The 24,050-nt window shown below is 69.8% G+C and carries 19 protein-coding genes, 3 pseudogenes and 1 riboswitch; of the genes and pseudogenes, 12 read left to right on the top strand and 10 right to left on the bottom strand.

Annotation, left to right across the window (positions count from 1 at the left end; translation table 11 throughout):
* Nucleotides 1-399: 399 nt before the first annotated feature.
* From gpmA to ACFJIT_RS07290, 3 genes are read right to left on the bottom strand one after another with little or no spacing between them, the layout of a single operon-like run.
* Nucleotides 400-1,149, bottom strand: a complete 750-nt coding sequence (gpmA, locus tag ACFJIT_RS07280) for a 2,3-diphosphoglycerate-dependent phosphoglycerate mutase (protein ID WP_379655441.1) — start codon at nt 1,147-1,149, stop codon at nt 400-402.
* A gap of 59 nt (nt 1,150-1,208) precedes the next feature.
* A complete protein-coding gene (locus tag ACFJIT_RS07285; RefSeq protein ID WP_130518548.1) occupies nt 1,209-1,814 on the bottom strand; it encodes a rhomboid family intramembrane serine protease in 606 nt (201 codons plus the stop codon).
* 35 nt (nt 1,815-1,849) lie between these two features.
* The gene (locus tag ACFJIT_RS07290) at nt 1,850-3,424 is read right to left on the bottom strand and encodes an oligopeptide:H+ symporter (RefSeq protein ID WP_379655442.1); all 1,575 of its coding nucleotides are present in this window, start codon (nt 3,422-3,424) and stop codon (nt 1,850-1,852) included.
* A 157-nt stretch (nt 3,425-3,581) separates the two neighbouring features.
* Between ACFJIT_RS07290 and ACFJIT_RS07295 the strand changes: the two genes are divergently transcribed.
* The 4 genes and pseudogenes from ACFJIT_RS07295 (at nt 3,582) to dbpA (ending at nt 7,836) form a co-directional block, all read left to right on the top strand.
* Nucleotides 3,582-5,354 carry a M14 family metallopeptidase gene (locus ACFJIT_RS07295; RefSeq protein WP_379655443.1) on the top strand — a complete coding sequence of 591 codons (1,773 nt, stop codon included), beginning with the start codon at nt 3,582-3,584 and terminating at the stop codon, nt 5,352-5,354.
* Nucleotides 5,355-5,481: 127 nt separating this feature from the next.
* Entirely contained in the window at nt 5,482-5,940 is a 459-nt protein-coding gene (locus ACFJIT_RS07300; RefSeq protein ID WP_379655444.1) for a ribonuclease domain-containing protein, read from the top strand.
* Nucleotides 5,937-6,371 carry a barstar family protein gene (locus tag ACFJIT_RS07305; protein WP_130522489.1) on the top strand — a complete coding sequence of 145 codons (435 nt, stop codon included), beginning with the start codon at nt 5,937-5,939 and terminating at the stop codon, nt 6,369-6,371. The genes ACFJIT_RS07300 and ACFJIT_RS07305 overlap by 4 nt, the downstream gene beginning before the upstream one ends.
* An 87-nt stretch (nt 6,372-6,458) precedes the next feature.
* Nucleotides 6,459-7,836 (top strand): annotated as a pseudogene (dbpA, locus tag ACFJIT_RS07310) (ATP-dependent RNA helicase DbpA).
* A 15-nt stretch (nt 7,837-7,851) separates the two neighbouring features.
* Here the strand turns inward: dbpA and crcB are convergent.
* From crcB to ACFJIT_RS07330, 4 genes and pseudogenes are all read right to left on the bottom strand, one after another.
* Nucleotides 7,852-8,256, bottom strand: coding sequence for a fluoride efflux transporter CrcB (crcB, locus tag ACFJIT_RS07315; protein WP_379655445.1), 405 nt, complete (start codon nt 8,254-8,256; stop codon nt 7,852-7,854).
* Nucleotides 8,257-8,370: 114 nt separating this feature from the next.
* A riboswitch (Fluoride riboswitch) is annotated at nt 8,371-8,444 on the bottom strand.
* 14 nt (nt 8,445-8,458) lie between these two features.
* Nucleotides 8,459-9,736, bottom strand: coding sequence for a replication-associated recombination protein A (locus tag ACFJIT_RS07320; RefSeq protein WP_337052743.1), 1,278 nt, complete (start codon nt 9,734-9,736; stop codon nt 8,459-8,461).
* 129 nt (nt 9,737-9,865) lie between these two features.
* Nucleotides 9,866-10,495, bottom strand: a complete 630-nt coding sequence (lolA, locus tag ACFJIT_RS07325; RefSeq protein WP_130531360.1) for an outer membrane lipoprotein chaperone LolA — start codon at nt 10,493-10,495, stop codon at nt 9,866-9,868.
* A 186-nt stretch (nt 10,496-10,681) separates the two neighbouring features.
* A pseudogene (locus ACFJIT_RS07330) lies at nt 10,682-13,046 on the bottom strand (DNA translocase FtsK).
* 255 nt (nt 13,047-13,301) lie between these two features.
* On the opposite strand from ACFJIT_RS07330, the gene trxB reads away from it, so the two are divergent.
* The 5 genes from trxB (at nt 13,302) to infA (ending at nt 17,382) form a co-directional block, all read left to right on the top strand.
* Nucleotides 13,302-14,255, top strand: coding sequence for a thioredoxin-disulfide reductase (gene trxB, locus ACFJIT_RS07335; protein WP_130518568.1), 954 nt, complete (start codon nt 13,302-13,304; stop codon nt 14,253-14,255).
* 14 nt (nt 14,256-14,269) lie between these two features.
* Nucleotides 14,270-15,184 carry a metallophosphoesterase gene (locus tag ACFJIT_RS07340; RefSeq protein ID WP_379655446.1) on the top strand — a complete coding sequence of 305 codons (915 nt, stop codon included), beginning with the start codon at nt 14,270-14,272 and terminating at the stop codon, nt 15,182-15,184.
* 12 nt (nt 15,185-15,196) lie between these two features.
* A complete protein-coding gene (locus ACFJIT_RS07345) occupies nt 15,197-16,330 on the top strand; it encodes a GNAT family N-acetyltransferase (RefSeq protein WP_379655447.1) in 1,134 nt (377 codons plus the stop codon).
* Nucleotides 16,331-16,334: 4 nt separating this feature from the next.
* Entirely contained in the window at nt 16,335-17,075 is a 741-nt protein-coding gene (gene aat, locus ACFJIT_RS07350; protein ID WP_379655448.1) for a leucyl/phenylalanyl-tRNA--protein transferase, read from the top strand.
* Between the two features lie 88 nt (nt 17,076-17,163).
* Nucleotides 17,164-17,382, top strand: coding sequence for a translation initiation factor IF-1 (gene infA, locus ACFJIT_RS07355; RefSeq protein ID WP_130518576.1), 219 nt, complete (start codon nt 17,164-17,166; stop codon nt 17,380-17,382).
* Nucleotides 17,383-18,073: 691 nt separating this feature from the next.
* Here infA and clpA read toward each other — a convergent pair.
* Together clpA and clpS are read right to left on the bottom strand one after the other, a co-directional pair.
* Nucleotides 18,074-20,359, bottom strand: coding sequence for an ATP-dependent Clp protease ATP-binding subunit ClpA (clpA, locus tag ACFJIT_RS07360; RefSeq protein WP_130518578.1), 2,286 nt, complete (start codon nt 20,357-20,359; stop codon nt 18,074-18,076).
* Between the two features lie 109 nt (nt 20,360-20,468).
* Nucleotides 20,469-20,789, bottom strand: a complete 321-nt coding sequence (clpS, locus tag ACFJIT_RS07365) for an ATP-dependent Clp protease adapter ClpS (protein ID WP_130522480.1) — start codon at nt 20,787-20,789, stop codon at nt 20,469-20,471.
* Nucleotides 20,790-20,935: 146 nt separating this feature from the next.
* Here clpS and ACFJIT_RS07370 point away from each other — a divergent pair, with 146 nt between their 5' ends.
* The 3 genes and pseudogenes from ACFJIT_RS07370 to hflD all read left to right on the top strand — a co-directional run bounded on the left by ACFJIT_RS07370 (nt 20,936) and on the right by hflD (nt 23,148).
* Entirely contained in the window at nt 20,936-21,397 is a 462-nt protein-coding gene (locus ACFJIT_RS07370; protein ID WP_379655449.1) for an NUDIX hydrolase, read from the top strand.
* A pseudogene (gene mnmA, locus ACFJIT_RS07375) lies at nt 21,394-22,537 on the top strand (tRNA 2-thiouridine(34) synthase MnmA). The gene ACFJIT_RS07370 and the pseudogene mnmA overlap by 4 nt, the downstream one beginning before the upstream one ends.
* Nucleotides 22,534-23,148 carry a high frequency lysogenization protein HflD gene (gene hflD / locus ACFJIT_RS07380; RefSeq protein WP_130522478.1) on the top strand — a complete coding sequence of 205 codons (615 nt, stop codon included), beginning with the start codon at nt 22,534-22,536 and terminating at the stop codon, nt 23,146-23,148. The pseudogene mnmA and the gene hflD overlap by 4 nt, the downstream one beginning before the upstream one ends.
* Nucleotides 23,149-23,182: 34 nt before the next feature.
* Here the strand turns inward: hflD and ACFJIT_RS07385 are convergent, their stop codons facing one another.
* Nucleotides 23,183-24,025: an OmpA family protein gene (locus tag ACFJIT_RS07385; RefSeq protein WP_379655450.1), complete on the bottom strand. Its 843-nt coding sequence runs from the start codon at nt 24,023-24,025 to the stop codon at nt 23,183-23,185.
* Nucleotides 24,026-24,050: the final 25 nt, after the last annotated feature.

Here is a 24,050-nt window from a genome sequence, read left to right on the forward strand (position 1 = left end):
TTTTTTGTGCTTTTCCGGGGCGCGTGGCCGGTCGGCACTAGTCTGAACAGGCTTCCCCAACCGCCTCGACACAGCCGAGTGCTGACCCTCCGCTAGCCCCCCCCCTGGCCGATTCTTGGAATGGCCCGAGGCTCGCGCCTCAGCGGGAGCCTCTTTCGGTGAAACGCTGCTTCTGTGGGAGCAACTGTCTCTCGGATCAAGCCGCAGCATCCTTGTAGAGCGGAGCTTGCTCCGCTGCGTTTCGACCGGATCATCGGCAAGCCCCAGCGGAGCAAGCTCCGCTCTACAAGTGGAAGCCGCCATGGCGGCTCCCACAGGGATTCAGATGGATGTCGGCCAGTTAAGGCCTGCGACCGCCTGCCCTTACCCGGGGTTACCGCCTCAGCGGCGCGCTTGCCATTATTTGGCCTTACCCTGATTGGCCACCGCCTCGGCGGCGCGCTTGGCCGCTTCCGGGTCGCCCAGGTAGCGGAAGGACTTGACCTGCAGCTGGTCGTCCAGCTCGAACAGCAGCGGGATGCCGGTGGGGATGTTGAGCTCCAGGATCTCTTCCTTGCTCACATGGTTGAGGTACTTGTACAGCGCGCGCAGCGAGTTGCCGTGCGCGGTCACCAGCACCGTCTTGCCGTCCTTGAGCGCCGGCGCGATGGCGTCGTGCCAGTACGGCAGCACCCGCTCCAGCGTGGTGGCCAGCGACTCGGTCGCCGGCAGCGCATTGCGGTCGAGCATGGCGTAACGCCGGTCCTGCGCCGGATGGCCCGGATCGGCCGCCTCCATCGGCGGCGGCGGGATGTCGTAGGAGCGGCGCCAGATCTTGACCTGCTCCTCGCCGTGCTTGGCCGCCGTCTCGGCCTTGTCCAGGCCCTGCAGCGCACCGTAGTGACGCTCGTTCAGGCGCCAGCTCTTGTGCACCGGCAGCCAGTCCTGATCCATCTCCTTCAGCGCGCCCTGCAGCGTGTGGATCGCACGCTTGAGCACCGAGGTGTAGGCCACGTCGAACTTCAGGCACTCGTCCTTCATCAGCTTGCCGGCCGCGGCCGCCTCGGCGCGGCCCTGCTCGGTCAGATCCACGTCGACCCAGCCGGTGAACCGGTTGGACAGGTTCCACTCGCTCTGGCCGTGGCGCAGCAGGACTAGGGTTCGGCTCACTGGGTCGTTCTCCGCGAAGCTGTCAGGGGGGCGCCGATTGTACGGCCAGCGCAGGGCGGCTACAGGCGCGGGCGGCTCAGCTCGGCCAGGAAGTGCTGCAGCACCTGCGGCTCCATGATCAGCATGAACATGATCCCGTAGGCCGCCCCGGCCAGATGCGCGCTGTGGTTGACCCGATCGCCGCCGCGGCGGTCCATCCAGATGCTGTAGACCACGTAGAGCACGGCGAACAGGATGGCCGGCATCGGGATCACGAACACCAGGATCTGCGACCACGGCGCCAGCAGGATGAAGGCGAACAGCACCGCCGACACCGCCCCCGAGGCCCCCAGGCTGAAGTAGTTCGGGTCCTTCTGGTGCTTCAGATAGGTCGGCAGGATCGCCATCACCAGCGCCGACAGATAGAACAGCGGATACGCCCACCAGGTGCCGGTCTGCTGTTCCATGAAGCCCTCGATCTGCCGACCGAAGAAGAACAGCGTGAGCATGTTGAAGAACAGGTGCATGAAGTCGGCATGGATGAAGCCATGCGTGATCAGCCGGTCGTACTGGTGAAGCTTGTCGATGGCCGGCGGCCACAGGATCAGGCGGTCGGCGACGCGGCGGTTGTTCAAGGCCAGCAGCGAGACGACCACGGTGATGGCGATGAGGATCAGGGTGATCATGCGGTTCCTGTAAGCGGGACGAAGGCGCGCGCGGGTCAGGCGGCCCGGTAATTGTCCTGCATCGGATAGCGCCGTGCGTAGCCGGCGAAGGCCAGCGCCGCCAGGAAGGCGAACCCGGCGAAGAAGAACATCAGGAAGGCCGCCTCGCTCAGGCCCGTATCGCCGATGTGCGCGGTCACCGTGGCGTTGCGCACGCCGGCATTGGTCAGCAGCACCCACAGGCTGCCGAAGGTGGTGGCCAGGTACCAGAAGGCCATGATCACGCCCTTCATCGCCACCGGCGCCTGGCTGTAGGCGAACTCAAGCGCCGTGGCCGAGACCAGCACCTCGCCCAGGGTCAGCAGCGCATAGGGCAGCGTCTGCCAGGCCAGCGACACCGGATGGCCGCCGTCCAGCGCCAGCTGCAGCAGCCCGGCCACCACCCAGGCCACGCCGGCCAGCGCGATGCCCGCGCCCATGCGCCGCAGTGGCGTGGGATCGATGCCGATCCGGCGCAGCAGCGGATACAGCACCAGCGCATTGAACGGGATCAGCAGCATCACCAGCAGCGGATTGAGCGCCTGCATCTGCGCGGCGTCCTTGACCAGCCAGCTCGGCCACCACGCCAGGTGATGCGGGATCTGCATGGCCTGGCCCTGCAGCACCCAGGTCGAGGCCTTCTGGTCGAACAGCGAGAAGAACGGCGTGGTCAGCGCGAACACGATCAGGATGCGCAGCACCGCGCGCACGCCGTCGACCGCCGCATCGGGATGAATGCCCCGCGCGCGCTCCAGCTGCAGCGAGGCCCCGGCCCCGCCGAAGGCGATCACCAGCCCCAGCGCCAGGCACGCGGCCGCCACGAAGCCCAGCACCGGCGTGGCCGCCAGCGCGCCCATGGCCAGCACCGCGCCCAGCACCGCCAGGGCCAGCCCGGGCCTGCCCCGCCCCGGCGCGCGCGCCAGCAGCGCGCTGCGCACCACCTTGAGGAAGGCATGCGGATCGGACGCCGCCGGCGGCACGTGCACATAGCGGTGCCGGCCCAGCCAGAACACGAGCGTGGCGATCAGCATCAGCACCCCCGGCACGCCGAAGGCCACCGCCGGCCCATGGCTGCGCAGCAGGATCGGCGTCAGCAGCGAGGCGAAGAACGAGCCGAAGTTGATGATCCAGTAGAAGGCGTCGAACACCTTGCGCGCCAGATGCTTGTTGGACTGGTCGAACTGGTCGCCGACGAAGGACACCACCAGCGGCTTGATCCCGCCCGAGCCCAGCGCGATCAGGAACAGCCCGGTGTAGAAGCCCTGCCGGTCGTGCTCGAAGATCGCCAGGCACGCGTGGCCGGCGCAATAGATCAGCGAGAACCACAGCACGGTGTTGTACTTGCCGAAGTAGCGATCGGCCAACCAGCCGCCCAGCAGCGGAAAGAAATACACCCCGATCACGAAGCTGTGGAACACGTCCTTGGCCATCGCCGCGCGATCGGCCTCCGGCGCATGCAGCAGCAGGGTGCCGACCAGGAACGAGGTCAGGATGTTGCGCATCCCGTAGAAGCTGAAGCGCTCGCAGCCTTCGTTGCCGATGATGAAGGGGATCTGGCGCGGCAGGCGGGCCGCGGACGAGGTGGCGTGCATGGGAATTCGACGGCAAAAAATCGTGCGCCAGCTTAGCGAGCGCTCCGGCGCGCTTGGCTGACCACCCTGTCAGATCTTCCCCACCCGCGCGCGCGGGCCGGCGCGCGCGGCATCGCTGGCATGATGGCCGCCCCGTACACCAACCGTGCCCGTCCCGATGCGCCTGCGCCCCGCCCTGCTCGCCTGTCTGCTGTTGAGTCCCCTGGCACCAGTGGCCGCCGCGCCCGGCGATGCGGCGCTGGTCAGCGCCTCCGAGGCCTCCGGCTTCACCAGGACCGGCCGCTACGAGGAAGTGGGGCGCCTGTGCGCCGCCTTCGCCGCGCGCTGGCCGCAGGCGGTGCGCTGCTTCGACTTCGGCACCACGCCCGAGGGCCGGCCACTGCACGCCATGGCCATCTCCACCAGCGGCGCGCTCGATCCCGCCGCGGCCCGCGCCCGCGGCCTGCCGGTGGTGCTGATCCAGGGCGGCATCCATCCCGGCGAGATCGATGGCAAGGACGCCGGCTTCCTGGTCGCCCGCCAGCTGCTGGAGGGCAAGCGCGCCAAGGGCACGCTGGACAAGGTGGTCTGGCTGTTCGTACCGGTGTTCAACGCCGACGGGCACGAGCGCTTCGGCCCCTGGAACCGCCCCAACCAGCGCGGCCCGGAGGAGATGGGCTTCCGCGCCACCGCGCAGAACCTCAACCTCAACCGCGACTACATGAAGGCCGACGCGCCGGAGATGCAGGCGATGCTGGCCCTGGTCGATGCCTGGGACCCGCTGATCGCCATGGACCTGCATGTCACCGACGGGGCCAAGTTCCGCCACGACATCTCGGTGCAGGTCGAGCCCTCGCACGAGGGCGATGCCACCCTGCAGCGCGACGGCCAGGCACTGCGCGCGGCGATGATCGCGCAGCTGGACCGCCAGGGCTCGCACGCCCTGCCGTTCTATCCCTCGCTGGCCGAGAACGACAATCCGGCGGCCGGGTTCGCCGACGAGATCTATCCGCCGCGCTTCTCGCACGGCTACTTCCAGCTGCGTAACCGCTTCGGCGTGCTGGTGGAGACGCACTCCTGGCTGCGCTATCCGCAGCGCGTGGCGATCACCGGCAACGCCATCGTCGCTGTGCTGCAGCAGGCCGCCGCGCACGGCGCGGCCTGGCGCGGCGATGCGGCCGCGGCCGATGAGGCGGCCACCCGGCTCGGCGGCCAGCCGCAGGTGCTGGACTGGAAGGCCAACGACACCCCGCGCATGATCGACTTCCTCGGCTATGCCTATACGCGCACGCCCTCGGAGGTCTCCGGCGGGCTGATGACGCGCTACGACGAAGACACCCCACAGGTCTGGCACATCCCGCTGCGCGACACCATGGAGCCGGCGGTGACCACCACCGCGCCGCGCGCCGGCTACCTGGTGCCGGTCGCCTGGGCGCCGATGGTCGAGCCGCGCCTGCGCGCGCACGGGCTGCAGTACCGCCGCCTCGACGCGGCGCTGGATGCGCCGGCGCAGGCCTACCGCGCCACGCGCATCGACTTCGACAAGACCTCCACCGAAGGCCACCAGCGCCTCAAGCTCGCCGGCGCCTGGGCCGACGAATCCGCGCAGCTGCCGGCCGGCAGCCTGTTCGTGCCCATCGCCCAGCCGCGCGCGCGGCTGGTGGTGGCGCTGCTGGACCCGGACGCGCCGGATTCGCTGCTGCAGTGGGGCCTGTTCAACGCCGCGTTCGAGCGCAAGGAATACATGGAGAGCTACGTGGCCGAGGACGTGGCGCGGCAGATGCTGCGTGATCCGCAGGTCAAGGCGGCCTTCGAGCAGCGGCTGAAGGACGATCCGGCCTTCGCCGCCAGCCCGCGCGCGCGGCTGGAGTTCTTCGCCCGCCGGCACCCGTCCTGGGATACGCGCTACGGCCTGTATCCGGTGCTGCGCACCGACCAGACGCCGCGCTGACCGGCCGCCGCGCTGCCAGCTCGGCGGCCGCCGCGAAGACGTGAATATCCGTGGCCAGACGCCGCCTTGGTTTACAAGCCGGGGCGCTGCGACCAAACTGCCGGCTCCAAGCTGAATGGGGAAGGGCATGTCGGGTCGGGGACCGCGCCCACAAGGATTCTGGCAGGGACGTGGACGGCTGCTGCTGGTCGCTGTGGCGATCGCCGCGGTCGCCTGGCAGGCCACGCGCGCGCCGCGGCCTGCCACCGAAAGCACACCGGCGCCGATCGCCACCACAGCCTCCGGCGCTGCGGCGCAGGCCGACGCCCTGCCCGTCTTCCTGCCGCCCGAGGCGCGCGACACCCTGGCGCTGATCGCCCGCGGCGGGCCCTTTCCGTATCCGCAGGACGGCACGGTCTTCGGCAACTACGAAGGACGCCTGCCCAACCAGCCGCGCGGCTGGTATCACGAGTACACGGTGCGCACGCCCGGCGCGCCCAACCGCGGCGCGCGCCGGATCATCACCGGTGGCACACCGCCGCGCGCGTACTGGTACACCGCCGACCATTACGAGAGCTTCCGCTCGTTCCAGGTGCCGCGTCCATGAACGCCGATCAGGATCCGCATCTGGAGGACGCCAGCCGCGCCGGCGTGTATTTCGTCGGCATGCAGGACCTGGACGTGCTGGCCGCCTACGCCTTCAGCGCGCGCCTGGTGCTGCGGCGGATCGACCTGCTCGGCGTGCGCGACAAGCAGACCCTGCTGCTGCGCATCGCCGTGGCGCTGGACTTTCCCCTGGGCACCGGGCGCAACTGGGATGGCCTGCTGGACGGCCTGCGCGACCTGAGCTGGCTGCCCGGCGCCGGCTACGTGCTGCTGCTGGAAAGCGCCGGCGAGCTGCATGCGCGCAACGAGGCTGACTTCGACACGCTGGTCTCGGTGCTGGACCAGGCGCAGCTGGCCTGGCGCGAACGCGGCCTGCCGTTCTGGGCGTTCCTGGCGCTGCGCGACAAGGACATGGACGCGCTCGAGGATTAGCGCGGGCGATGCGCTGCGCTGGAGGGCCAAGCCTTCGGAGCGCCGCCAGAAGCGCGAGCCGCACGGTGCGCCATGCGATCATGGTGCATGGATGATTTCTCGACACTGCCGCTGAGCGACGCGCTGCGGCGCGGCCTCGACGCCGCCGGCTACACCCGCCCCACCGAAATCCAGGCGCGCGCGCTGCCGGCCGTTCTCGACGGGCGCGACCTCATCGCCCAGGCGCCGACCGGCAGCGGCAAGACCGCCGCCTTCGCCTTGGGGCTGCTGGCGCGGGTGGACACCGGCCTGGTCAAGACCCGCGGCGCTGGTGCTGTGTCCCACGCGCGAGCTGGCCGACCAGGTCGCCCGCGCCGTGCGTCGCCTGGCCGTCGGCCTGCCCAATCTGAAGGTCTCGCTGCTGTGCGGCGGCATGGCGCTGGAGCCGCAGCTGGCCTCGCTCGAGCACGACCCGCACGTGGTGGTCGGCACGCCCGGCCGCGTGCAGGAGCTGATGCGCAAGAAAGCCCTGCATCTGAACGGCGTGCGCGTGCTGGTGCTGGACGAGGGCGACCGCATGCTGGACATGGGCTTCGAGGACCAGATCCGCGAGATCGTCGGTCGCACGCCCAAGACCCGGCAGAGCCTGCTGTTCTCAGCCACCTGGCCGGACGCGATCCGCGGCATCGCCCAGGACATGCTGCGCGAGCCGCTCGAAGTGGCCGCAGGTCAGACCGCCGCCGCCGCGCCGGACATCCTGCAGCGCTTCTGCGAGGTCGAACCCGCCCTGCGGCAGAAGGCCCTGGCCGGCCTGCTGCTGGCCCAGCGCGTGGAGCCGGCCGTGGTGTTCTGCAATACGCGCAAGGACGTGGACGAGGTGGCCAACTCGCTGCAGGGCTACGGCTTCTCCGCGCTGGCCCTGCACGGCGACCTGGAGCAGCGCGATCGCGAGGAGGTGCTGGTGCGCTTCGCCGGCGGCAGCTGCAATGTGCTGGTGGCCAGCGATGTGGCCGCGCGCGGCCTGGACGTGGAAGACCTGGCCGCGGTGTTCAACTACGAACTGCCGACCGACACCGACACCTACACCCACCGCATCGGCCGCACCGCGCGCGCCGGGCGCAGCGGCCTGGCCTTCAGCCTGGTCGCCCCGCGCGAACTGCCCCGGGCGCGGATGCTCGAGGAACTCACCGGCGCGCCGCTGGAATGGATGAAGACCCCGCTGGCCACCGGCCGCCCGGCGCAGCCGCCGCGCGCGCCGTTCGCCACCCTGCGCGTGGACGGCGGCAAGAAGGACAAGCTGCGTCCCGGCGACCTGCTCGGCGCCCTGACCGGCGACGCCGGCCTGCCCGGCAGCGCGATCGGCAAGATCATGATCGGCCCGGTGCGCAGCTATGTCGCCGTGCAGGCCGGCCAGGCCGACAAGGCCGTGGCGCGCCTGTCGGCCGGCAAGATCAAGGGCCGCAGCTTCCGCGTGCGCAAGCTTTGAGCATGTGGCCGGCGCTTACGACGCCGGCCGCAGCTGCAGCGCGATCCAGGCGCCCAGCGCGACCAGCACCAGCCCACCGGCCAGGCTGACCCCGAGGTTGGCGAAGGCCACCATGCCGCGCCCCGTGCGCGCCAGCATCAGGCTTTCCATCATCAGCGAGGAGAACGTGGTCAGCCCGCCCAGGATGCCGACCACCAGGAACGCGCGCAGGTACAGCGCCGAGGGCCCACGGTTCTCCAGCCACACCAGCAGGAAGCCGCCGACCAGCGAGCCGATGAAGTTGGCCGTCAGCGTGCCGTAGGGGAAGCCGCTGCCGAACTGGCGCAGCATCTGACCGCCGATCCAGAAGCGCAGGCCCGCGCCCAGCGCACCGCCGCCCATCACCAGCGCCAGCTGCTGCCACCACAGGGACGGATTCATGCCGCACCTCGCGAGGCGCGCATCGACAGGACAAGACAGGGGTGTAAGGCGTGTTGCGGCATGACGGTCTCCGAAGGATCGATGCCGGGGCACGCACCTGCCACCCCGGCGTGGGGTTGGGCAGGCATCATCAGCACGACGGTCGCGCCGCCGGCGGTTCGAGGAGAAATGCCATCTCCTGTGGGCCGCGACGATAGCCGCTTCAGCCCGCCTTGTCAGCCCGCGCCTGGGCGCGCGCCGCGCGCAAGGCATCGAGCTTCTGCTTGAGCTTGATCTCCAGTCCGCGCTCGACCGGCTGGTAGTAGATGCGCTCGCCCATCGCATCGGGGAAGCCGGTCTGGTCCAGCGCGATGCCGCCCTCGGCGTCGTGGTCGTACTGATAGCCCTGGCCGTAGCCCAGGCCCTTCATCAGCTTGGTCGGCGCGTTGCGCAGATGCATCGGCACCTCCTGGGTGCCGGTCTCGCGGACCTCGGCCTTGGCCTGGTTGAAGGCGGCATAGCCGGCGTTGGACTTGGCGGTGGAGGCCAGGTACAGCACCAGCTGCGCCAGGGCGAGCTCCCCTTCCGGGCTTCCCAGACGCTCGTAGATGTCCCAGGCCTCCAGCGCCATCTGCTGGGCGCGCGGATCGGCCAGGCCGATGTCCTCGATCGCCATGCGCGTGAGCCGGCGCGCCAGATAGGCCCGGTCGCAGCCGCCATCGAGCATGCGCGTGAGCCAGTAAAGGGCCGAATCCGGATTGGAGCTGCGCACCGACTTGTGCAGCGCCGAGATCTGGTCGTAGAACTGCTCGCCGCCCTTGTCGAAACGCCGCGTGCGGTCGGCCAGCACCTGCACCAGGGTGGCCTCGGTGACCTGCCCGCCCTCGTCCACCGCCAGTTCGGCGGCGATCTCCAGCAGCGTCAGCGCGCGGCGCACGTCGCCATCGGCCGCGCCGGCGATCTGCATCAGCGCCTCATCGGAGACCTCCAGCCCCTGCCCGCCCAGACCGCGCTCGCTGTCCTGGAGCGCGTGGCGCAGCGCCTGGGCGATATCGGCCGGCGAGACCGCCTCCATCACGTGCACGCGGCAGCGCGAGAGCAGCGCCGAGTTCAGCTCGAAGGACGGGTTCTCGGTGGTCGCCCCGACGAACAGGATCGTGCCGCGCTCGATATGCGGCAGGAACGCATCCTGCTGGCCCTTGTTGAAGCGGTGCACCTCGTCGACGAACAGCACCGTGCGCCGCCCCTGGGCGAAGCGGTGCGCGGCCTCGGCCAGCACCTGGCGCACCTCCGGCAGGCCGGAGAGCACCGCGGAGATCGCCTTGAATTCCGCATCGGCGTACTGCGCCAGCAGCAGCGACAGCGTGGTCTTGCCGCAGCCCGGCGGCCCCCACAGGATCATCGAATGCACGCGTCCGGACTCGACCGCGCGGCGCAGCGCCGTACCCGGCGCGAGCAGGCGGCGCTGGCCGACCATCTCGTCGAGCGTGCGCGGGCGCATGCGCTCGGCCAGCGGCTGCAGCGCGCTGCGGTCGACGCTCAGCAGATCGTCGGTGGGAGGCTGGGAAGTGCGGGTGCGGGCCACACCGCCATTGTAGGCGGTGCGCGCCCAGGCGTCGTCGCGGCGGGCTTACTGCGCCGCGCCGACCACGTCCACGCCGGCGGCCGGCTTGTAGCTGAAGGTGCCGGCGGCGAAGGCCGGGTTGCGCTTCCAGCCGCTGAACTCCACCTCGGTGCGCTGGCCGACCGCGTCGGTCACCTTCATGCGCTTGAGCTGGCCGTTGGCGAAGCCCAGTTCGGCCACTTCGAAGCCGCTGGTCGCATCATCCCGCTTGGGCGTCAGCGTCATCCATTCCAAGCCCTGGGCGGCCGGGGCCTGGGAGACGTCGAACTTGGCGTCCAGTTCCTTGGGCTTGAGCAGCGCGGCCAGCGGGCTGCTCTGCGCCTCGCTGCCCTGGTCGCGCACCGTGGCCTGCTGCAGGTCCGGTTCGTAGATCCAGACCTTCCTGCCGTCGGCCACGATCAGCTGCTCGTAGGGCTTGGCGTACTCCCAGCGGAACAGGTCCGGCGTGGACAGCGCCACGCGGCCGCTGGAGCGCTCCTTCACCGCGCCGTTGGCGTTGTAGACGGTCTGGCTGAACTGCCCGTCCAGGCCCTTGAGGCCGTTGGTGAAGGCGACCAGCTCGGCGCGCGCGTCGGCCAGCGCGGTGCCGGCCAGCAGCGCCGTGCCCAGCACGGCCAATCTCAGCATGCGGATCATGCAAAACCCCTGATGTCGTGATGCGGCAAGTGTGACGCGTCGAATCTGAATCGGCGGGCCATGGCGGCTGCGGCGAACAGGCGGGATCCGGCTGCAGGCCCGCGCGCGGCAGGCGAGGCAGCCTCGACGATCCAGCGAAGGATGGCCGGGCGGCGTTGCGCCGCTCAGCCGAAGTTCCCCGCCGCTTCAGCGCGGCGGCGGCGCCAGGACGCTGCGGTCGCCGTTGTGCTCGGGCGCGCTGACCACGCCGGCCGCTTCCATCGCCTCGACCAGGCGCGCGGCGCGGTTGTAGCCGATCTTCAGGCGACGCTGCACGCCGGAAATCGAGGCGCGGCGCGTCTCGGTGACGATCTGCACCGCCTGGTCGTAGAGCGGATCGGCCTCCGGGTCGTCGCTGCCGGCCGACTCGGGCAGGCCGGTCGCGCCGACCACCACGCCATCGCCCATGGTCTGCACCTCTTCCAGCACGCCTTCGATGTAGTCCACCGGGCCGCTGGCCTTGAGGTGCTCGACCACGCGGTGCACCTCCTCGTCGGAGACGAAGGCGCCGTGCACGCGGTCCGGCATGGCCGTGCCCGGCGGCAGGTAGAGCATGTCGCCATGGCCCAGCAGGGTCTCGGCGCCCGACTGGTCCAGGATGGTGCGCGAGTCGATCTTGGAGCTGACCTGGAAGGCGATGCGGGTCGGGATGTTGGCCTTGATCAGGCCGGTGATCACGTCCACGGAGGGGCGCTGGGTGGCCAGGATCAGGTGGATGCCGGCCGCGCGCGCCTTCTGCGCCAGGCGGGCGATGAGTTCCTCGACCTTCTTGCCGACGATCATCATCATGTCGGCGAATTCGTCGATGAAGATCACGATGAACGGCAGCGTGTCCAGCTGCCGCGGCATCTCGTCCAGGTCCGGATTGGGCTTGAACAGCGGATCCATCAGCGGCTGGCCGGCGTCCTGGGCGTCCTTGACCTTCTTGTTGAAGCCGGCCAGGTTGCGCACGCCCACCGCGCTCATCAGCTTGTAGCGGCGCTCCATCTCGGCCACGCACCAGCGCAGGCCGTTGGCGGCCTCCTTCATGTCGGTGACCACCGGCGCCAGCAGGTGCGGGATGCCCTCGTAGACGCTCAGTTCCAGCATCTTCGGGTCGATCATCAGCATGCGCAGCTCTTTCGGGCTGGCCTTGTAGAGCAGGCTCAGCACCATGGCGTTGACCGCCACCGACTTGCCCGAGCCGGTGGTGCCGGCCACCAGCAGGTGCGGCATGCGCGCCAGGTCGGCCACGGTCGGCTGTCCGGCGATGCCCTTGCCCAGGGCCAGGGTCAGCGGGCTGGCCGACTTGTCGTATTCCTTGGAGCGCAGCAGCTCGGAAAGATAGATCATCTCGCGGCTGGTGTTGGGGATCTCCAGGCCGATCACCGACTTGCCCGGGATCACGTCGACCACGCGCACCGCCTTGACCGACAGGCCGCGGGCGATGTCCTTGTCCAGCGAGGAGATCTGGCTGACCTTCACCCCCGGCGCCGGCTCCAGCTCGAAGCGGGTGATCACCGGGCCCGGATAGGCGCCGACCACCTGCACGTCGATGCGGAAGTCCTTGAGCTTGAACTCGATCTGGCGCGAGAGCACTTCCAGCGTCTCTTCCGAATAGCCCTTAGCCTGCGGCTTGGGATCGTCCAGCAGGGCCAGCGGCGGCAGGCCGTCGGCCGTGCCACCGGTGCCGTGGAACAGCGGGATCTGGGTCTCGCGCTTGGCGCGCTCGCTCTTCTCCACCACCGGCGCGGCCGGCGGCTCGATCTTGACCGGCTCGCGCTTGGCGCGCACCTCGGCGTCGGCCTTGCGCACTTCCTGGCGCTGCTCGCGCAGGGTGCGGGTCTGCTGCCAGTCCTCGGCCTGCTTGCTGCCGCGGCGCAGCAGGTCCGGCAGCGCCGACACGCCCTGCCCGATCCGCTCCATCACCGCGAACCACGACAGCCCGGTCGCCAGGGTCACCGAGACGCAGGAACAGCACCAGCAGAAACAGGTTGCCGCCCAGCGCGCCGAACAGCATCTCCAGCGAGCGCCCGACCAGGCGCCCGAGGATGCCGCCGGGCCCGTTGGCGATGTCCACCGCCGAGATGTGACGCACGTACAGCAGGCCCGAGGCCGAGATCAGGAATCCGACCATGCCCACCAGGCGCAGCGCCGGGCCCAGGTCGGACTCGCCATCGCCGTCCTTGTCCATGCCGAACAGCGCGATCCAGGCGATCGCGCCCAGGATGATCGGCAGCAGGAAGGCCACATAGCCGAAGAAGCCCAACAGCAGGTCGGCCACGGTCGCGCCGACCCGGCCGCCGACGTTGTGGATCTGCCCGGTCACGCTGACCGACTGGGTCCAGCTGGGATCGCTGGGCGAATAGGTGAACAGGCAGGCCAGCAGGTACAGCAGCACCGGCGCGATCACGATCAGCGCCAGGTCGCGCCACAGGCGCTGACGACGGGGATTGGGCGGCGTGGACGGCTTGGTGCGACGCGCCGCGGGTGCGCCTTTGGATTTGCCGCGTTCCGGGAGCGCTTTTGCCACCTTGGGATCCGACCTCAGAAATATCGTGTTAGTGCTTGATACTAAACGAATCGAATCCGGAATTCAGCGCCGCCTCTGAGCGCGGCAGCCCTGGCGCCGGATCGGCGCCCGCAGGCATCCGAAGGGGCCGCGGCCCTGGTGCATTCCACCGGCGCGCCTTGATTCGCCCCCGCCCCGCCGTCACCCTATGCGTGGTCCGCAGCACGCCCGATGACACCGGCTTGCGCGCTTTTCAGCCCACTTTTTCGAGTATACATGAGCACTTCCAAGCACAGCCGCCTGCTGATCCTGGGCTCCGGCCCGGCAGGCTGGACGGCCGCGGTCTACGCCGCGCGCGCCAATCTCAAGCCCGTGGTCGTGACCGGCCTGCAGCAGGGCGGCCAGCTGATGACCACCACCGAGGTGGACAACTGGCCGGGCGACGCCCATGGGCTGATGGGCCCGGACCTGATGGCGCGCATGCAGGCCCATGCCGAGCGCTTCGAGACCGAGGTCATCTTCGACCACATCCACACCGCCGACCTGTCCCAGCGCCCGTTCAAGCTGTCCGGCGACAGCCACGAGTACACCTGCGACGCGCTGATCATCGCCACCGGCGCCACGGCCAAGTACCTGGGGCTGGAGTCGGAGGAGGCCTTCAAGGGCCGCGGCGTGTCGGCCTGCGCGACCTGCGACGGGTTCTTCTACCGCGAGCAGGACGTGGCCGTGGTCGGCGGCGGCAACACCGCCGTGGAAGAGGCGCTATACCTGTCCAACATCGCCAACAAGGTCTACCTGGTCCACCGCCGCGACACCCTGCGCGCGGAGAAGATCATGCAGGACAAGCTGCAGGCCAAGATCGACGCCGGCAAGATCGTGCCGGTCTGGCACCACGTGGTGGACGAGGTGCTGGGCGACGAGGCCGGGGTCACCGGCCTGCGGGTCAAGTCGGTGCTGGACGGCAGCACCCAGGACCTGAAGGTGCACGGCTTCTTCGTGGCCATCGGCCACACGCCCAACACCAGCCTGTTCGAGGGCCAGCTGGGCATGAACAACGGCTACCTGACCATCCAGTCCGGCCTGGACGGCAACGCGACCCAGACCACGGTGCCGGGCGTGTTCGCCGCCGGCGACGTGGCCGACCAGCACTACCGCCAGGCGATCACCTCGGCCGGCTTCGGCTGCATGGCCGCCCTGGATGCGGAGCGCTATCTGGACAAGGGCGCCTGATTCCTGCCCAGGCGGTGGTTTCGCTGGGAATGGACGCCCACGGCCTACTGAGGGCCTGGGTGCTCGACGGCGGTTGGCTGGCCCTGCCGGTCGCCGCCGTCGTGCTGTGGGGCCTGTGGCGGGCGCGCCGCCTTGGCCTGCGCCTGGGGTTGGCCGTGCTGCTCGCCGGCGATCTGCTGTTCGCCTGGGCGCGCTTCGCCGAGCCGAATCTGCTGCGGGTGCGCCACACCGTGCTGGTGGGCACCGGCGCCAGCGCCCGCATCGCGCTGATCGGCGACCCGCATGTCGGCCTGTTCAAGGGCGCCGACTTCCTCAAGCGCGTGGTCGAGCGCACCAACGCCGAACATCCCGACGCGGTCTTGATCGCCGGCGACCTCACCTACCAGCCGCAGGGCCAGTCGCTCGACGCGCTGCTGGCGCCGTTGGCCGGGCTTAAGGCCCCGACCTACGCCGTGCTGGGCAACCACGACCAGGGCAAGCCCGGCCCGGACATCGACCGCGCGCTACGCCAGGCGCTGGCGCGCCATGGCGTGCAGGTGATCGAAGGCCGTGCGCTGCCGTTCAAGGGCTTCACCCTGGCCGGCCTGGGCGATCGCTGGGCGAGCAAGGACGATGCGCGCTTTCTCGATGCCCTGCTCGCCGACCGGCCCCTGCTGGTCCTTGCCCACAACCCCGACAGCGCCGACCGGCTGCGCAGCCGCCCGCATCTGCTGGTGCTGGCCGGGCATACGCACGGCGGGCAGCTGCGGATCCCGTGGCTGTACCGGCGCGTGCTGCCGGTCGAGCACGGCTTCGACCAGGGCGAACAGACCTACGCCGGCCCGCAGGGCCGCATCCGCGTCTACACCACCGGCGGCGTCGGTGAGAGCGGGCTGCCGCTGCGGCTGTTCAACCCGCCCACCATCGACCTGCTGGAGCTGAGCCCGTAGCATCAGCGCTTCATGCTCAAGCTTCGTGCGCTGCCTTCGCTGTCGTCGATTCCGCCCGCCACCTGGGACGCGCTGTACGACGGCCGTAACCCCTTCGTGCGCCACGCCTTCCTGTCCGGTCTGGAGCAGACCGGCTGCCTGCGCAGCGACTGGGGCTGGACCCCGCACCACCTCACGCTGTGGGACGGCGACACCCTGGTCGCCGCCGCGCCGGGCTATCTGAAGACCAATTCGCACGGCGAGTTCGTGTTCGACCATGCCTGGGCCAACGCCTACGCGCGCTACGGCCAGGAGTACTACCCCAAGTGGTTGTGCGCGGCGCCCTACTCGCCGGTGACCGGCCCGCGCCTGCTCGCCCGCGACGGCGCGGCGCGCCAGGCGCTGCTGAGCGCCATCTGCGGCTATATCGGCCGCAACGAGCTGTCCTCGGCGCATGTGAACTTCCACACCGAGGCCGAGGACGCGGCCTTCGACGAGACCTGGCTGGGGCGGACCGACGTCCAGTACCAGTGGCACAACACGGCCGGCTGGCGCGATTTCGACGCCTTCCTGGGCGCGATGGACCACAAGCACCGCAAGAACATCCGCCAGGAGCGCGCCAAGGTCGCGCGCGCCGGCGTGCGCTTCCGCGTGGTCCATGGCGACGAGGCCAGCGAGGACGACCTGGAGGCGATGTATGGCTTCTACCTGCAGACCTTCCACGAATACGGCAACTCGCCGGCGCTGACGCTGGAGTTCCTGCGGCACCTGGCGGCGACGATGCCGCGCGCGCTGGTGATCTTCCTGGCCCAGCACGAGGACCGCCCGGTCGCCGCCGCGCTGTGCCTGCGCGGCGGCGACACGCTGTATGGCCGCTACTGGGGCGCCGATGCGACCCTGGCCGGGCTGCATTTCGAGACCTGCTACTACCAGGGCATCGACTACTGCCTGCGCGAGGGGCTGACCCGGTTCGAGCCCGGCGCGCAGGGCGTGCACAAGATCGCGCGCGGCTTCCTGCCCAGCTTCGTGCGCAGCCGGCACTGGATCGCCGACCCCGACTTCCGCGAGGCGCTGGCGCGCTGGTGCCGCGAGGAGGACGCGGCGGTGCACGAGCACGCCCGCGTCCTGGCCGCGCGCTCGCCGTTCCGCGCCCCGGACGCGGACTGAGCCGGTGACCCGCCGCCTGCCGTTCCTGCTCGACGCCGACCCGGGCGCCCCCTTCCCCGACCCGGCCCTGGCCCTGCGCGAGCCGGACGGCCTGCTGGCCGTCGGCGGCGACCTGCATCCGACGCGCCTGCTCAACGCCTACCGCGCCGGGGTCTTCCCCTGGTATTCGGAAGGCCAGCCGCTGCTGTGGTGGTCGCCCGATCCGCGCACCGTGTTCCACACCGACGGCGTGCACCTGTCCAGGCGCCTGCGCCGGCAGCTGCGCGGCAGCGGCTGGGGGCTGCGCGCCGACACCGCCTTCGCCAAGGTCATCGCGGCCTGCGCGCAGGCACCGCGCCCGGGCCAGGACGGCACCTGGATCACCGCGCAGATGCAGGCGGCCTATCTGGCCCTGCACCGGCTTGGCCATGCGCACAGCCTGGAGGTCTGGGACGGTCAGCGGCTCGCCGGCGGCATTTATGGTGTGGCGATCGGGCGGATGTTCTTCGGCGAGAGCATGTTCAGCGCGGTCTCCGGCGGCTCCAAGGCCGCGCTCGCCGGGCTGGCGCACGTGCTGCGCGGCTGGGGCTGGCCGCTGATCGATGCCCAGGTCGAGAACGACCACCTGCTGCGCATGGGCGCGACCGGCATGCCGCGCGCCGCCTTCCTGGCCGAAGTCGCGCACCAGGTCGCCCTGCCCGAGGCGCCGGGACCGTGGACCGATCGCGTCGGCGCGCTGCAGGTCGCTGATCTGGCAGACATTTAACGGGAATTTTGCGACAGGCCGCCGCGCGGGGTACAATACCCGGCTTCGCGGGCCAGCACGTCCGCTCCCGCACTCTCAGCAGGCTTCCATGTCGAAAGACGATTCAATCGAATTCGAAGGCGCCGTCACCGAGACGCTGCCCAACACCATGTTCCGCGTGCGCCTGGAAAACGGCCACGAGATCATCGCCCACATCTCCGGCCGCATGCGCAAGAACTACATCCGCATCCTGACCGGCGACAAGGTCAAGGTCGAAATGACGCCCTACGACCTGACCAAGGGCCGCATCACCTACCGCATGAAGTAAGCCGCCCCGGCGGTTTGCACCGAAGGCAGCCTCCCGCAGGCTGCCTTTTCGTTTGGGCGCGATTCGGGGATGCGCCCAGCTCGGGTCGAAAAGCGCTCCGCCGGCGTGCGGTGGCGTCAATCCGTCGATGACAGACGTGCGAGGCTGGGTGCGCCACTTCGCCAACCAGCCTGGAACCGGCTGAGCGCTGATCTACAGCCAGCTCAGCCAGCCTCCATGGCCAAACGCTTGAATTGACCCAAGCTCGCGGATCCCACCTGTAGAGCGGAGCTCGCTCCGCTGGGGCCTTCCCCCAAGATCCGAACGAAGAGCAGCGGAGCAAGCTCCGCTCTACAGGGGACGTTGCGGGATTTGAGGAGACAGTTGCTCCCACGGGAATTGCGTCGGCCCTCCGCGAGTGCCGCACGTCGCCGCGCGCAGTCGCCGGTCATCCCGGCTGATCTGCCCCATGCCCGGCCGACTCGAGGCCTGGTGCGTGAAAAGGCCACGACGTCTTCGACTCGAAGCCCGTGGCCTCGACGCGCGAGGCAGGATGCCGAGCGCCCGAATCAGAGAAAAGCCGGAAACACCCCTGGACCGCTGCCTCCCGAAGCCGAAACACGCACGCGCCAAGAAGATCCATTGACCGCCAGGAGACCAAAAAGAAAGCGGCCCGAAGGCCGCTTTCCTGTTCTGGCACGCCGGAGGGCGCTTACTCGACCGTCGCCGGCAGCAGGCGCTCGGGCTCGGACTGGCTGGTGACGACCAGTTCGTCCTCGACCACGTCGATGCTGACCTTGCCGCCGTCGATGAGCTTGCCGAACAGCAGTTCGTCGGCCAGCGGACGCTTGATCTTGTCCTGGATCACGCGCGCCATCGGGCGGGCACCCATCTGTGGGTCGAAGCCGTGCTGGGCCAGCCAGTCGCGCGCGGCCGGGGTGGCCGAGAGCGTAACGTGCTTTTCGTGCAGCAGCAGCTCCAGCTCGATCAGGAACTTGTCGACCACGCGCAGGATGTGGTCGAAGCCCAGCGCCTGGAACTGCACGATCGCATCGAGACGGTTGCGGAACTCGGGCGTGAACCCGCGCCGGATCACCTCCATCGCATCGGTGGAATGGTCCTGCTTGGTGAAGCCGATCGAACGGCGCGAGGCCTGCGCCGCGCCGGCGTTGGTGGTCATCACCAGGATCACGTTCTTGAAGTTCGCCTCGCGCCCGTTGGTGTCGGTCAGCACGCCGCGGTCCATGACCTGCAGCAGGATGTTGAAGATGTCCGGGTGCGCCTTCTCCACCTCGTCCAGCAGCAGCACGCAGTGCGGCGTCTTGACGATCTTCTCGGTCAGCAGGCCGCCCTGGTCGAAGCCGACATAGCCCGGAGGCGCGCCGATCAGGCGGCTGATCGAGTGCGGCTCCATGTACTCGGACATGTCGAAGCGCACCAGCTCGATGCCCAGCTGCATGGCCAGCTGCCGGGTGACCTCGGTCTTGCCCACGCCGGTCGGGCCGGCGAACAGGAAGTTGCCGATCGGCTTCTCCGGATTGCCCAGGCCCGAGCGCGCCAGCTTGATGGCCGAGGCCAGCGACTCGATCGCCGGATCCTGGCCGAAGATGACCATCTTCAGGTTGCGCTCCAGGTGCTGCAGCACGTCCTTGTCGGTCGCGCTGACCTGCTTGGCCGGGATGCGCGCCATCTTGGCCACGATCGTCTCGATCTCCTCGATGTCGATCAGCTGCTTGCGCTGGTCCTCGGGCAGCAGGCGCTGGCGGGCGCCGGCCTCGTCGATGACGTCGATGGCCTTGTCCGGCAGCAGGCGGTCGCCGATGTGCTTGACCGACAGGTCCACCGCCGCCTGCAGCGCCTCGTCGGCGTAGCTGACGTTGTGGTGGGCCTCGTACTTGGGCTTGAGGCCCTGCAGGATCTCGTAGGACTCGGCGATGGTCGGCTCGACCACGTCGATCTTCTGGAAGCGCCGCGCCAGCGCGCGGTCCTTCTCGAAGATGCCGCGGTACTCCTGGAAGGTCGTCGAGCCGATGCAGCGCAGCTCCCCGGAGGCCAGGGCCGGCTTGATCAGGTTGGAGGCGTCCATGGTGCCGCCCGAGGCCGAGCCCGCACCGATGATGGTGTGGATCTCGTCGATGAACAGCACCGCATTGGGCACCTTCTTCAGCGCGCTCAGCACCGCCTTGAGGCGCTTTTCGAAGTCGCCGCGGTACTTGGTGCCGGCCACCAGGGCGCCGAGGTCCAGCGAATAGATGACCGCGTCCTCCAGCACCTCGGGCACATCGCCATCGACGATGCGCTTGGCCAGCCCCTCGGCCAGGGCGGTCTTGCCCACACCGGCCTCGCCCACGTAGAGCGGGTTGTTCTTGCGGCGGCGGCACAGGACCTGGATGGTGCGCTCGATCTCCTCGGCGCGGCCGACCAGCGGGTCGATCTTGCCGTTGCGCGCGGCCTCGTTGAGGTTGCTGGCGTACTCGGCCAGGGCATCGCCCTTGGCCTCGCCCTCGCCCGCCTCGGCCTTGCCGCCCTCGCCCGGCTCGCCGGACGGCGCGGCCTCGCCATCGCCCTGCTTGGCGATGCCGTGGGAGAGGTAGTTGACGACGTCCAGCCGGGTCACGTCCTGCTGGTTGAGGAAGTAGACGGCGTGGGAATCCTTCTCGCCGAAGATCGCCACCAGCACGTTGGCGCCGGTGACCTCCTTCTTGCCCGAGGACTGCACGTGGTAGACCGCGCGCTGCAGGACGCGCTGGAACCCCAGCGTGGGCTGGGTGTCGCGGCCGTCGTCCTCGGCCAGGCGCGAGACCGAGGCCTCGACCGCCTGGTCCAGGTCGGTGCGCAGGCGCACGGTGTCCGCCCCGGTCGCCTTGAGGACGGCCTGCGCGGAGGGGTTGTCGAGAAGGGCGAGCAGCAGGTGCTCCACGGTCATGAACTCATGGCGTGCCTCGCGGGCGCGCTTGTAGCACTGGCCGATGGTCTGCTCGAGGTCTTTGCTGAACATGGATGGCTCCCAACTGCTGTTGCCAACAATATGCGGCCTGTCGCGGGGATTTCCACAGCCCCTTTGGAACTGGGTGTTCAGCCGGCGATGGGAACCGATCCGCGCCGGATCAGGACTGTTCCATGGTGCACAGCAAAGGGTGCTGGCTCATCCGGGAATACTCGTTGACCTGGGCCACCTTGGACTCTGCCACCTCGCGCGTGTAGACGCCACACACGCCACGCCCGCGGGTGTGGACGTGCAGCATCACCTGGGTGGCCTTTTCCAGGTCCATGTTGAAGAACTGCTGCAGCACCGAGATGACGAAATCCATCGGCGTGTAGTCGTCGTTGAGCAGCAGGACCTGGTACAGCGGCGGCGGCGCGACCTCGGGCTTGCCGGTCTCGACCAGGACGCCGTGATCATGCTCGTGTTGGGGGGAACGGGGCATGGGGCAATTATACGGATTGGACGAGGTGCGTCTGCGCACGCACAATTTGCGCACCCCCGCGCGCGTTTCAAGCCCGGCACCGGCCTGGATTTGTGCGCAACTGTCCCGATATCGGGCCAATCCTCCCTGCAAGGAATCTCTCCCCCGTGAGCGTCGCCGAAGACCGTATCTGGCAGCCGGACACCACCGTGGCCACCGTGGTGGTGCGCGAGGGCCGCCTGCTGATGGTCGAGGAGTACGCCGAGGGGCGGTTGGTGCTCAACCAGCCCGCCGGCCACCTGGAGCCGGACGAGCACCTGTTCGACGCCGCCGTGCGCGAGACCCTGGAGGAAAGCGGCTGGACCGTGCGCCTGACCCACTTCGTCGGCGCCTACCAGTGGAAGGCCGAGACCGGCCGCCAGTACCTGCGCCTGGCCTTCGCCGGCGAGGCGCTGACCCACCACGCCGAGCGCGCCCTGGACGAGGGCATCGTGCGCGCGCTGTGGATGACCCCCGACGAGTTGCGCCAGGCCGCCCCGCGCCATCGCAGCCCGCTGGTGTGGAAGGTGGCCGCCGACTACCTGGCCGGTCGCCGCTTCCCGCTGTCGGCCGTGAGCCAGCTGGCGTGAGCGCGACCCCGCGCGTGGTGGTGGGCGTGTCCGGCGGCGTGGATTCGTCGGTGGCCGCGCTGCAGCTGGTCCAGGCCGGCGAGCCGGTGGCCGGCTTGTTCATGCAGAACTGGGCCGACGACGACGCGGGCCAGGGGCAGGACAGCGCGGGTGGCTGCCGGGCCGAGGAGGATCGCCGCGACGCGGTGGCGGTGTGCGGGCGGCTGGGCATCCCCTTCCATTTCCGCGACTTCTCCAGGGAATACTGGGACGGAGTGTTCGCGCACTTCCTGGCCGAGTACGCCGCCGGGCGCACGCCCAACCCGGACGTGCTGTGCAACCGCGAGGTCAAGTTCAAGCATTTCATCGACGCGGCGCGCGCGCTGGGCGCCGAGAAGATCGCCACCGGCCACTATGCGCGCGTCGAGCAGCGCGGCCGCCGCTGGCACCTGTTGCGCGGCGTGGACACGGCCAAGGACCAGAGCTACTTCCTGCACCAGCTCGGGCAGGAGCAGCTGTCGGCCACCCTCTTCCCGGTCGGCCATCTGCACAAGCCGGACCTGCGCGGCCTGGCGCGTCAGGCCGGGCTGCCGGTGCACGACAAGAAGGACTCCACCGGCATCTGCTTCATCGGCGAGCGCGACTTCCGCCAGTTCCTGGGCCAGTACCTGCCGGCCAGGACCGGCGAGATGCGCGACCCTGACGGTGTCGTCATCGGTCAGCATCCGGGCGTGTTCTTCTTTACCCTTGGCCAGCGCGAAGGCCTGAACATCGGCGGCGTTCGCGGCCGCGCGGCGGCACCCTGGTACGTCGTCGGCAAGGACGTGGCCAGCAACGTGCTGTATGTCGACGCAGGACAGCGCCAGCCCGTATCTGCAGTCCACGCGACTGCGCAGCGAGGCGATGCACTGGGTGGCCGGCAGTGCGCCCGCCGCGCGCTTCGACTGCCTCGCACAGACCCGTTACCGTCAGGCCGCGCAGCCCTGCACGGTCCATGTATTGGAGGATGGAACGCTGGATATCCAATTCGCCCACCCGCAGCGGGCCGTGACGCCCGGCCAGTCGGTGGTGCTTTACGACGGCGACGATTGCCTGGGCGGCTCGGTGATCGACCGCACCGACGCGCCGCTGGAACTGCGTCTGCGGGAGCGCGCCGCATGAGCGCGCCCCTGCCCGAACGCGTGCTGGCCCTGGCCGCCTTGGCCCAGTCGCTGGCCCAGGTGCGCCGCATCGCCGAGACCGGTCATTCGGACAACGGCGCGACCGGCGTGGTGCTGGACAGCGTGTTCCGCATGGACGCCGCGTCGACCGAGGCGGTCTACGAGCGCGCCGCCAATCTCGGACCCGGCCTGCGCCTGGTGCGCGACTACTTCAGCGGCGAGAACAAGGACGAGTCGCTGCCGCGGCTGGCGCTGGCGGTGATGCAGGTCGAGCGCCGCTTCGTGCGCGAATCCGAGACCGTGGCCGCCGTCAGCGGCGGCCTTGAGGAGATCGCACCACAGGCCGGCGAGCGCGGCAGCACCCATCCAGACGTGCTGATGGCACTGGGCACGCTCTACGCCGACACCATCAGTCACCTGCGCCCCCGGGTCATGGTCCAGGGCAATCCGCACTACCTGGCCCAGCCGGGCGTGGTATCCGAGATCCGCGCCATCCTGCTGGCCGCCGTCCGTGCGGCCGTGCTGTGGCGGCAGCTGGGCGGCAGCCTGTGGGACTTCGTGTTCGCCCGCAAGGCGATGGTCAGCGCCGCGCGGGACTGGCTCAAGGCCTGAAGCGGCGCTTCAGCCAGGGCGGCAGGTGCGGCGACTAGCCGCGCCTGTCCGCGCTGGCGCTGATTTCCACGCGCCGGTCCGGCGCCAGGCAGGCGATCAGCGCGGCGCGCGCCTTGACCTTGGCGCAGTCGGCGAGCGGCTGCGTGCTGCCGCGTCCTTCGGCGCGGATGGCCGCGGGGGCCACGCCACCTTCGATCAGCACCTGCCGCACCGCTTCGGCCCTGCGCTGGGAGAGCTTCAGGTTGTGGGCGGCATCGCCGAGACGATCGGCATAGCCGACCACCAGGATGTCCTGCACCTGGCTGGCCTCGCGTACCTGCTGCAGCAGGCGCTCGATCCGCGCCCTCCCCCCTGCAGTGACCGTAGCGCTGTCGAACCCGAACAGCGCGTCGGCGGACAGCCGCAGCGGCTGCGCCGGCAGGGCGGCCGCCGCTTCCGGCCTGGGCCTGGGGGCGGCGGGCGGATCGAGCACGGCGCTGCAGCTCTGCGGCTTCCAGTGCGCCTGCTGCGCGATGCCCTCGCGGTCGAAGATCACCATGAACTGGCACTGGAACGGTTCCTGCCCGCGGGCCGAGCGGAAGTTGAACAGGTAGTTCCACTCGCGCACGCCCCACATGCCCTCGCTGAAGTGCGGCGGGCCGAGCAGCGCGTAGAGCTGCTCCTTGCTCAGGCCCGGCGCGTAGTGGCGCAGGTTGTCGACGTTCACGAAGGTGCCGCCGCGCGGGCGGGCGCGGGCGGGATCGGGGAAGGCGGGTTCCTCCGCGCTCGCCGGCCCCGCGTCGCGGGGCGGCGAAGTGCCGGCGCAGCCGGAAAGCGCCAGCGCGAGGAACGCCAGCCACCCGACCCAGGGCCCGGCGCGGCCCGCTGTCCTGTCCATGGTCCCCTGCCCCCGCGACCGGTCC

The organism is Pseudoxanthomonas sp. UC19_8 (assembly GCF_042700505.1).
GTDB lineage: Bacteria > Pseudomonadota > Gammaproteobacteria > Xanthomonadales > Xanthomonadaceae > Pseudoxanthomonas_A > Pseudoxanthomonas_A winnipegensis.

What these genes read in the sequence shown, in the direction of transcription:
- ACFJIT_RS07290 (WP_379655442.1), bottom strand. Translation starts at nt 3,424, where the DNA reads ATGCACGCCACCTCGTCCGCGGCCCGCCTGCCGCGCCAGATCCCCTTC.
- clpA (WP_130518578.1), bottom strand. Translation starts at nt 20,359, where the DNA reads ATGTTCAGCAAAGACCTCGAGCAGACCATCGGCCAGTGCTACAAGCGC.
- trxB (WP_130518568.1), top strand. Translation starts at nt 13,302, where the DNA reads ATGAGCACTTCCAAGCACAGCCGCCTGCTGATCCTGGGCTCCGGCCCG.
- ACFJIT_RS07320 (WP_337052743.1), bottom strand. Translation starts at nt 9,736, where the DNA reads ATGCGCCCGCGCACGCTCGACGAGATGGTCGGCCAGCGCCGCCTGCTC.
- ACFJIT_RS07385 (WP_379655450.1), bottom strand. Translation starts at nt 24,025, where the DNA reads ATGGACAGGACAGCGGGCCGCGCCGGGCCCTGGGTCGGGTGGCTGGCG.
- infA (WP_130518576.1), top strand. Translation starts at nt 17,164, where the DNA reads ATGTCGAAAGACGATTCAATCGAATTCGAAGGCGCCGTCACCGAGACG.
- crcB (WP_379655445.1), bottom strand. Translation starts at nt 8,256, where the DNA reads ATGAATCCGTCCCTGTGGTGGCAGCAGCTGGCGCTGGTGATGGGCGGC.
- hflD (WP_130522478.1), top strand. Translation starts at nt 22,534, where the DNA reads ATGAGCGCGCCCCTGCCCGAACGCGTGCTGGCCCTGGCCGCCTTGGCC.
- lolA (WP_130531360.1), bottom strand. Translation starts at nt 10,495, where the DNA reads ATGATCCGCATGCTGAGATTGGCCGTGCTGGGCACGGCGCTGCTGGCC.
- ACFJIT_RS07345 (WP_379655447.1), top strand. Translation starts at nt 15,197, where the DNA reads ATGCTCAAGCTTCGTGCGCTGCCTTCGCTGTCGTCGATTCCGCCCGCC.
- ACFJIT_RS07300 (WP_379655444.1), top strand. Translation starts at nt 5,482, where the DNA reads ATGTCGGGTCGGGGACCGCGCCCACAAGGATTCTGGCAGGGACGTGGA.
- clpS (WP_130522480.1), bottom strand. Translation starts at nt 20,789, where the DNA reads ATGCCCCGTTCCCCCCAACACGAGCATGATCACGGCGTCCTGGTCGAG.
- ACFJIT_RS07285 (WP_130518548.1), bottom strand. Translation starts at nt 1,814, where the DNA reads ATGATCACCCTGATCCTCATCGCCATCACCGTGGTCGTCTCGCTGCTG.
- ACFJIT_RS07295 (WP_379655443.1), top strand. Translation starts at nt 3,582, where the DNA reads ATGCGCCTGCGCCCCGCCCTGCTCGCCTGTCTGCTGTTGAGTCCCCTG.
- ACFJIT_RS07305 (WP_130522489.1), top strand. Translation starts at nt 5,937, where the DNA reads ATGAACGCCGATCAGGATCCGCATCTGGAGGACGCCAGCCGCGCCGGC.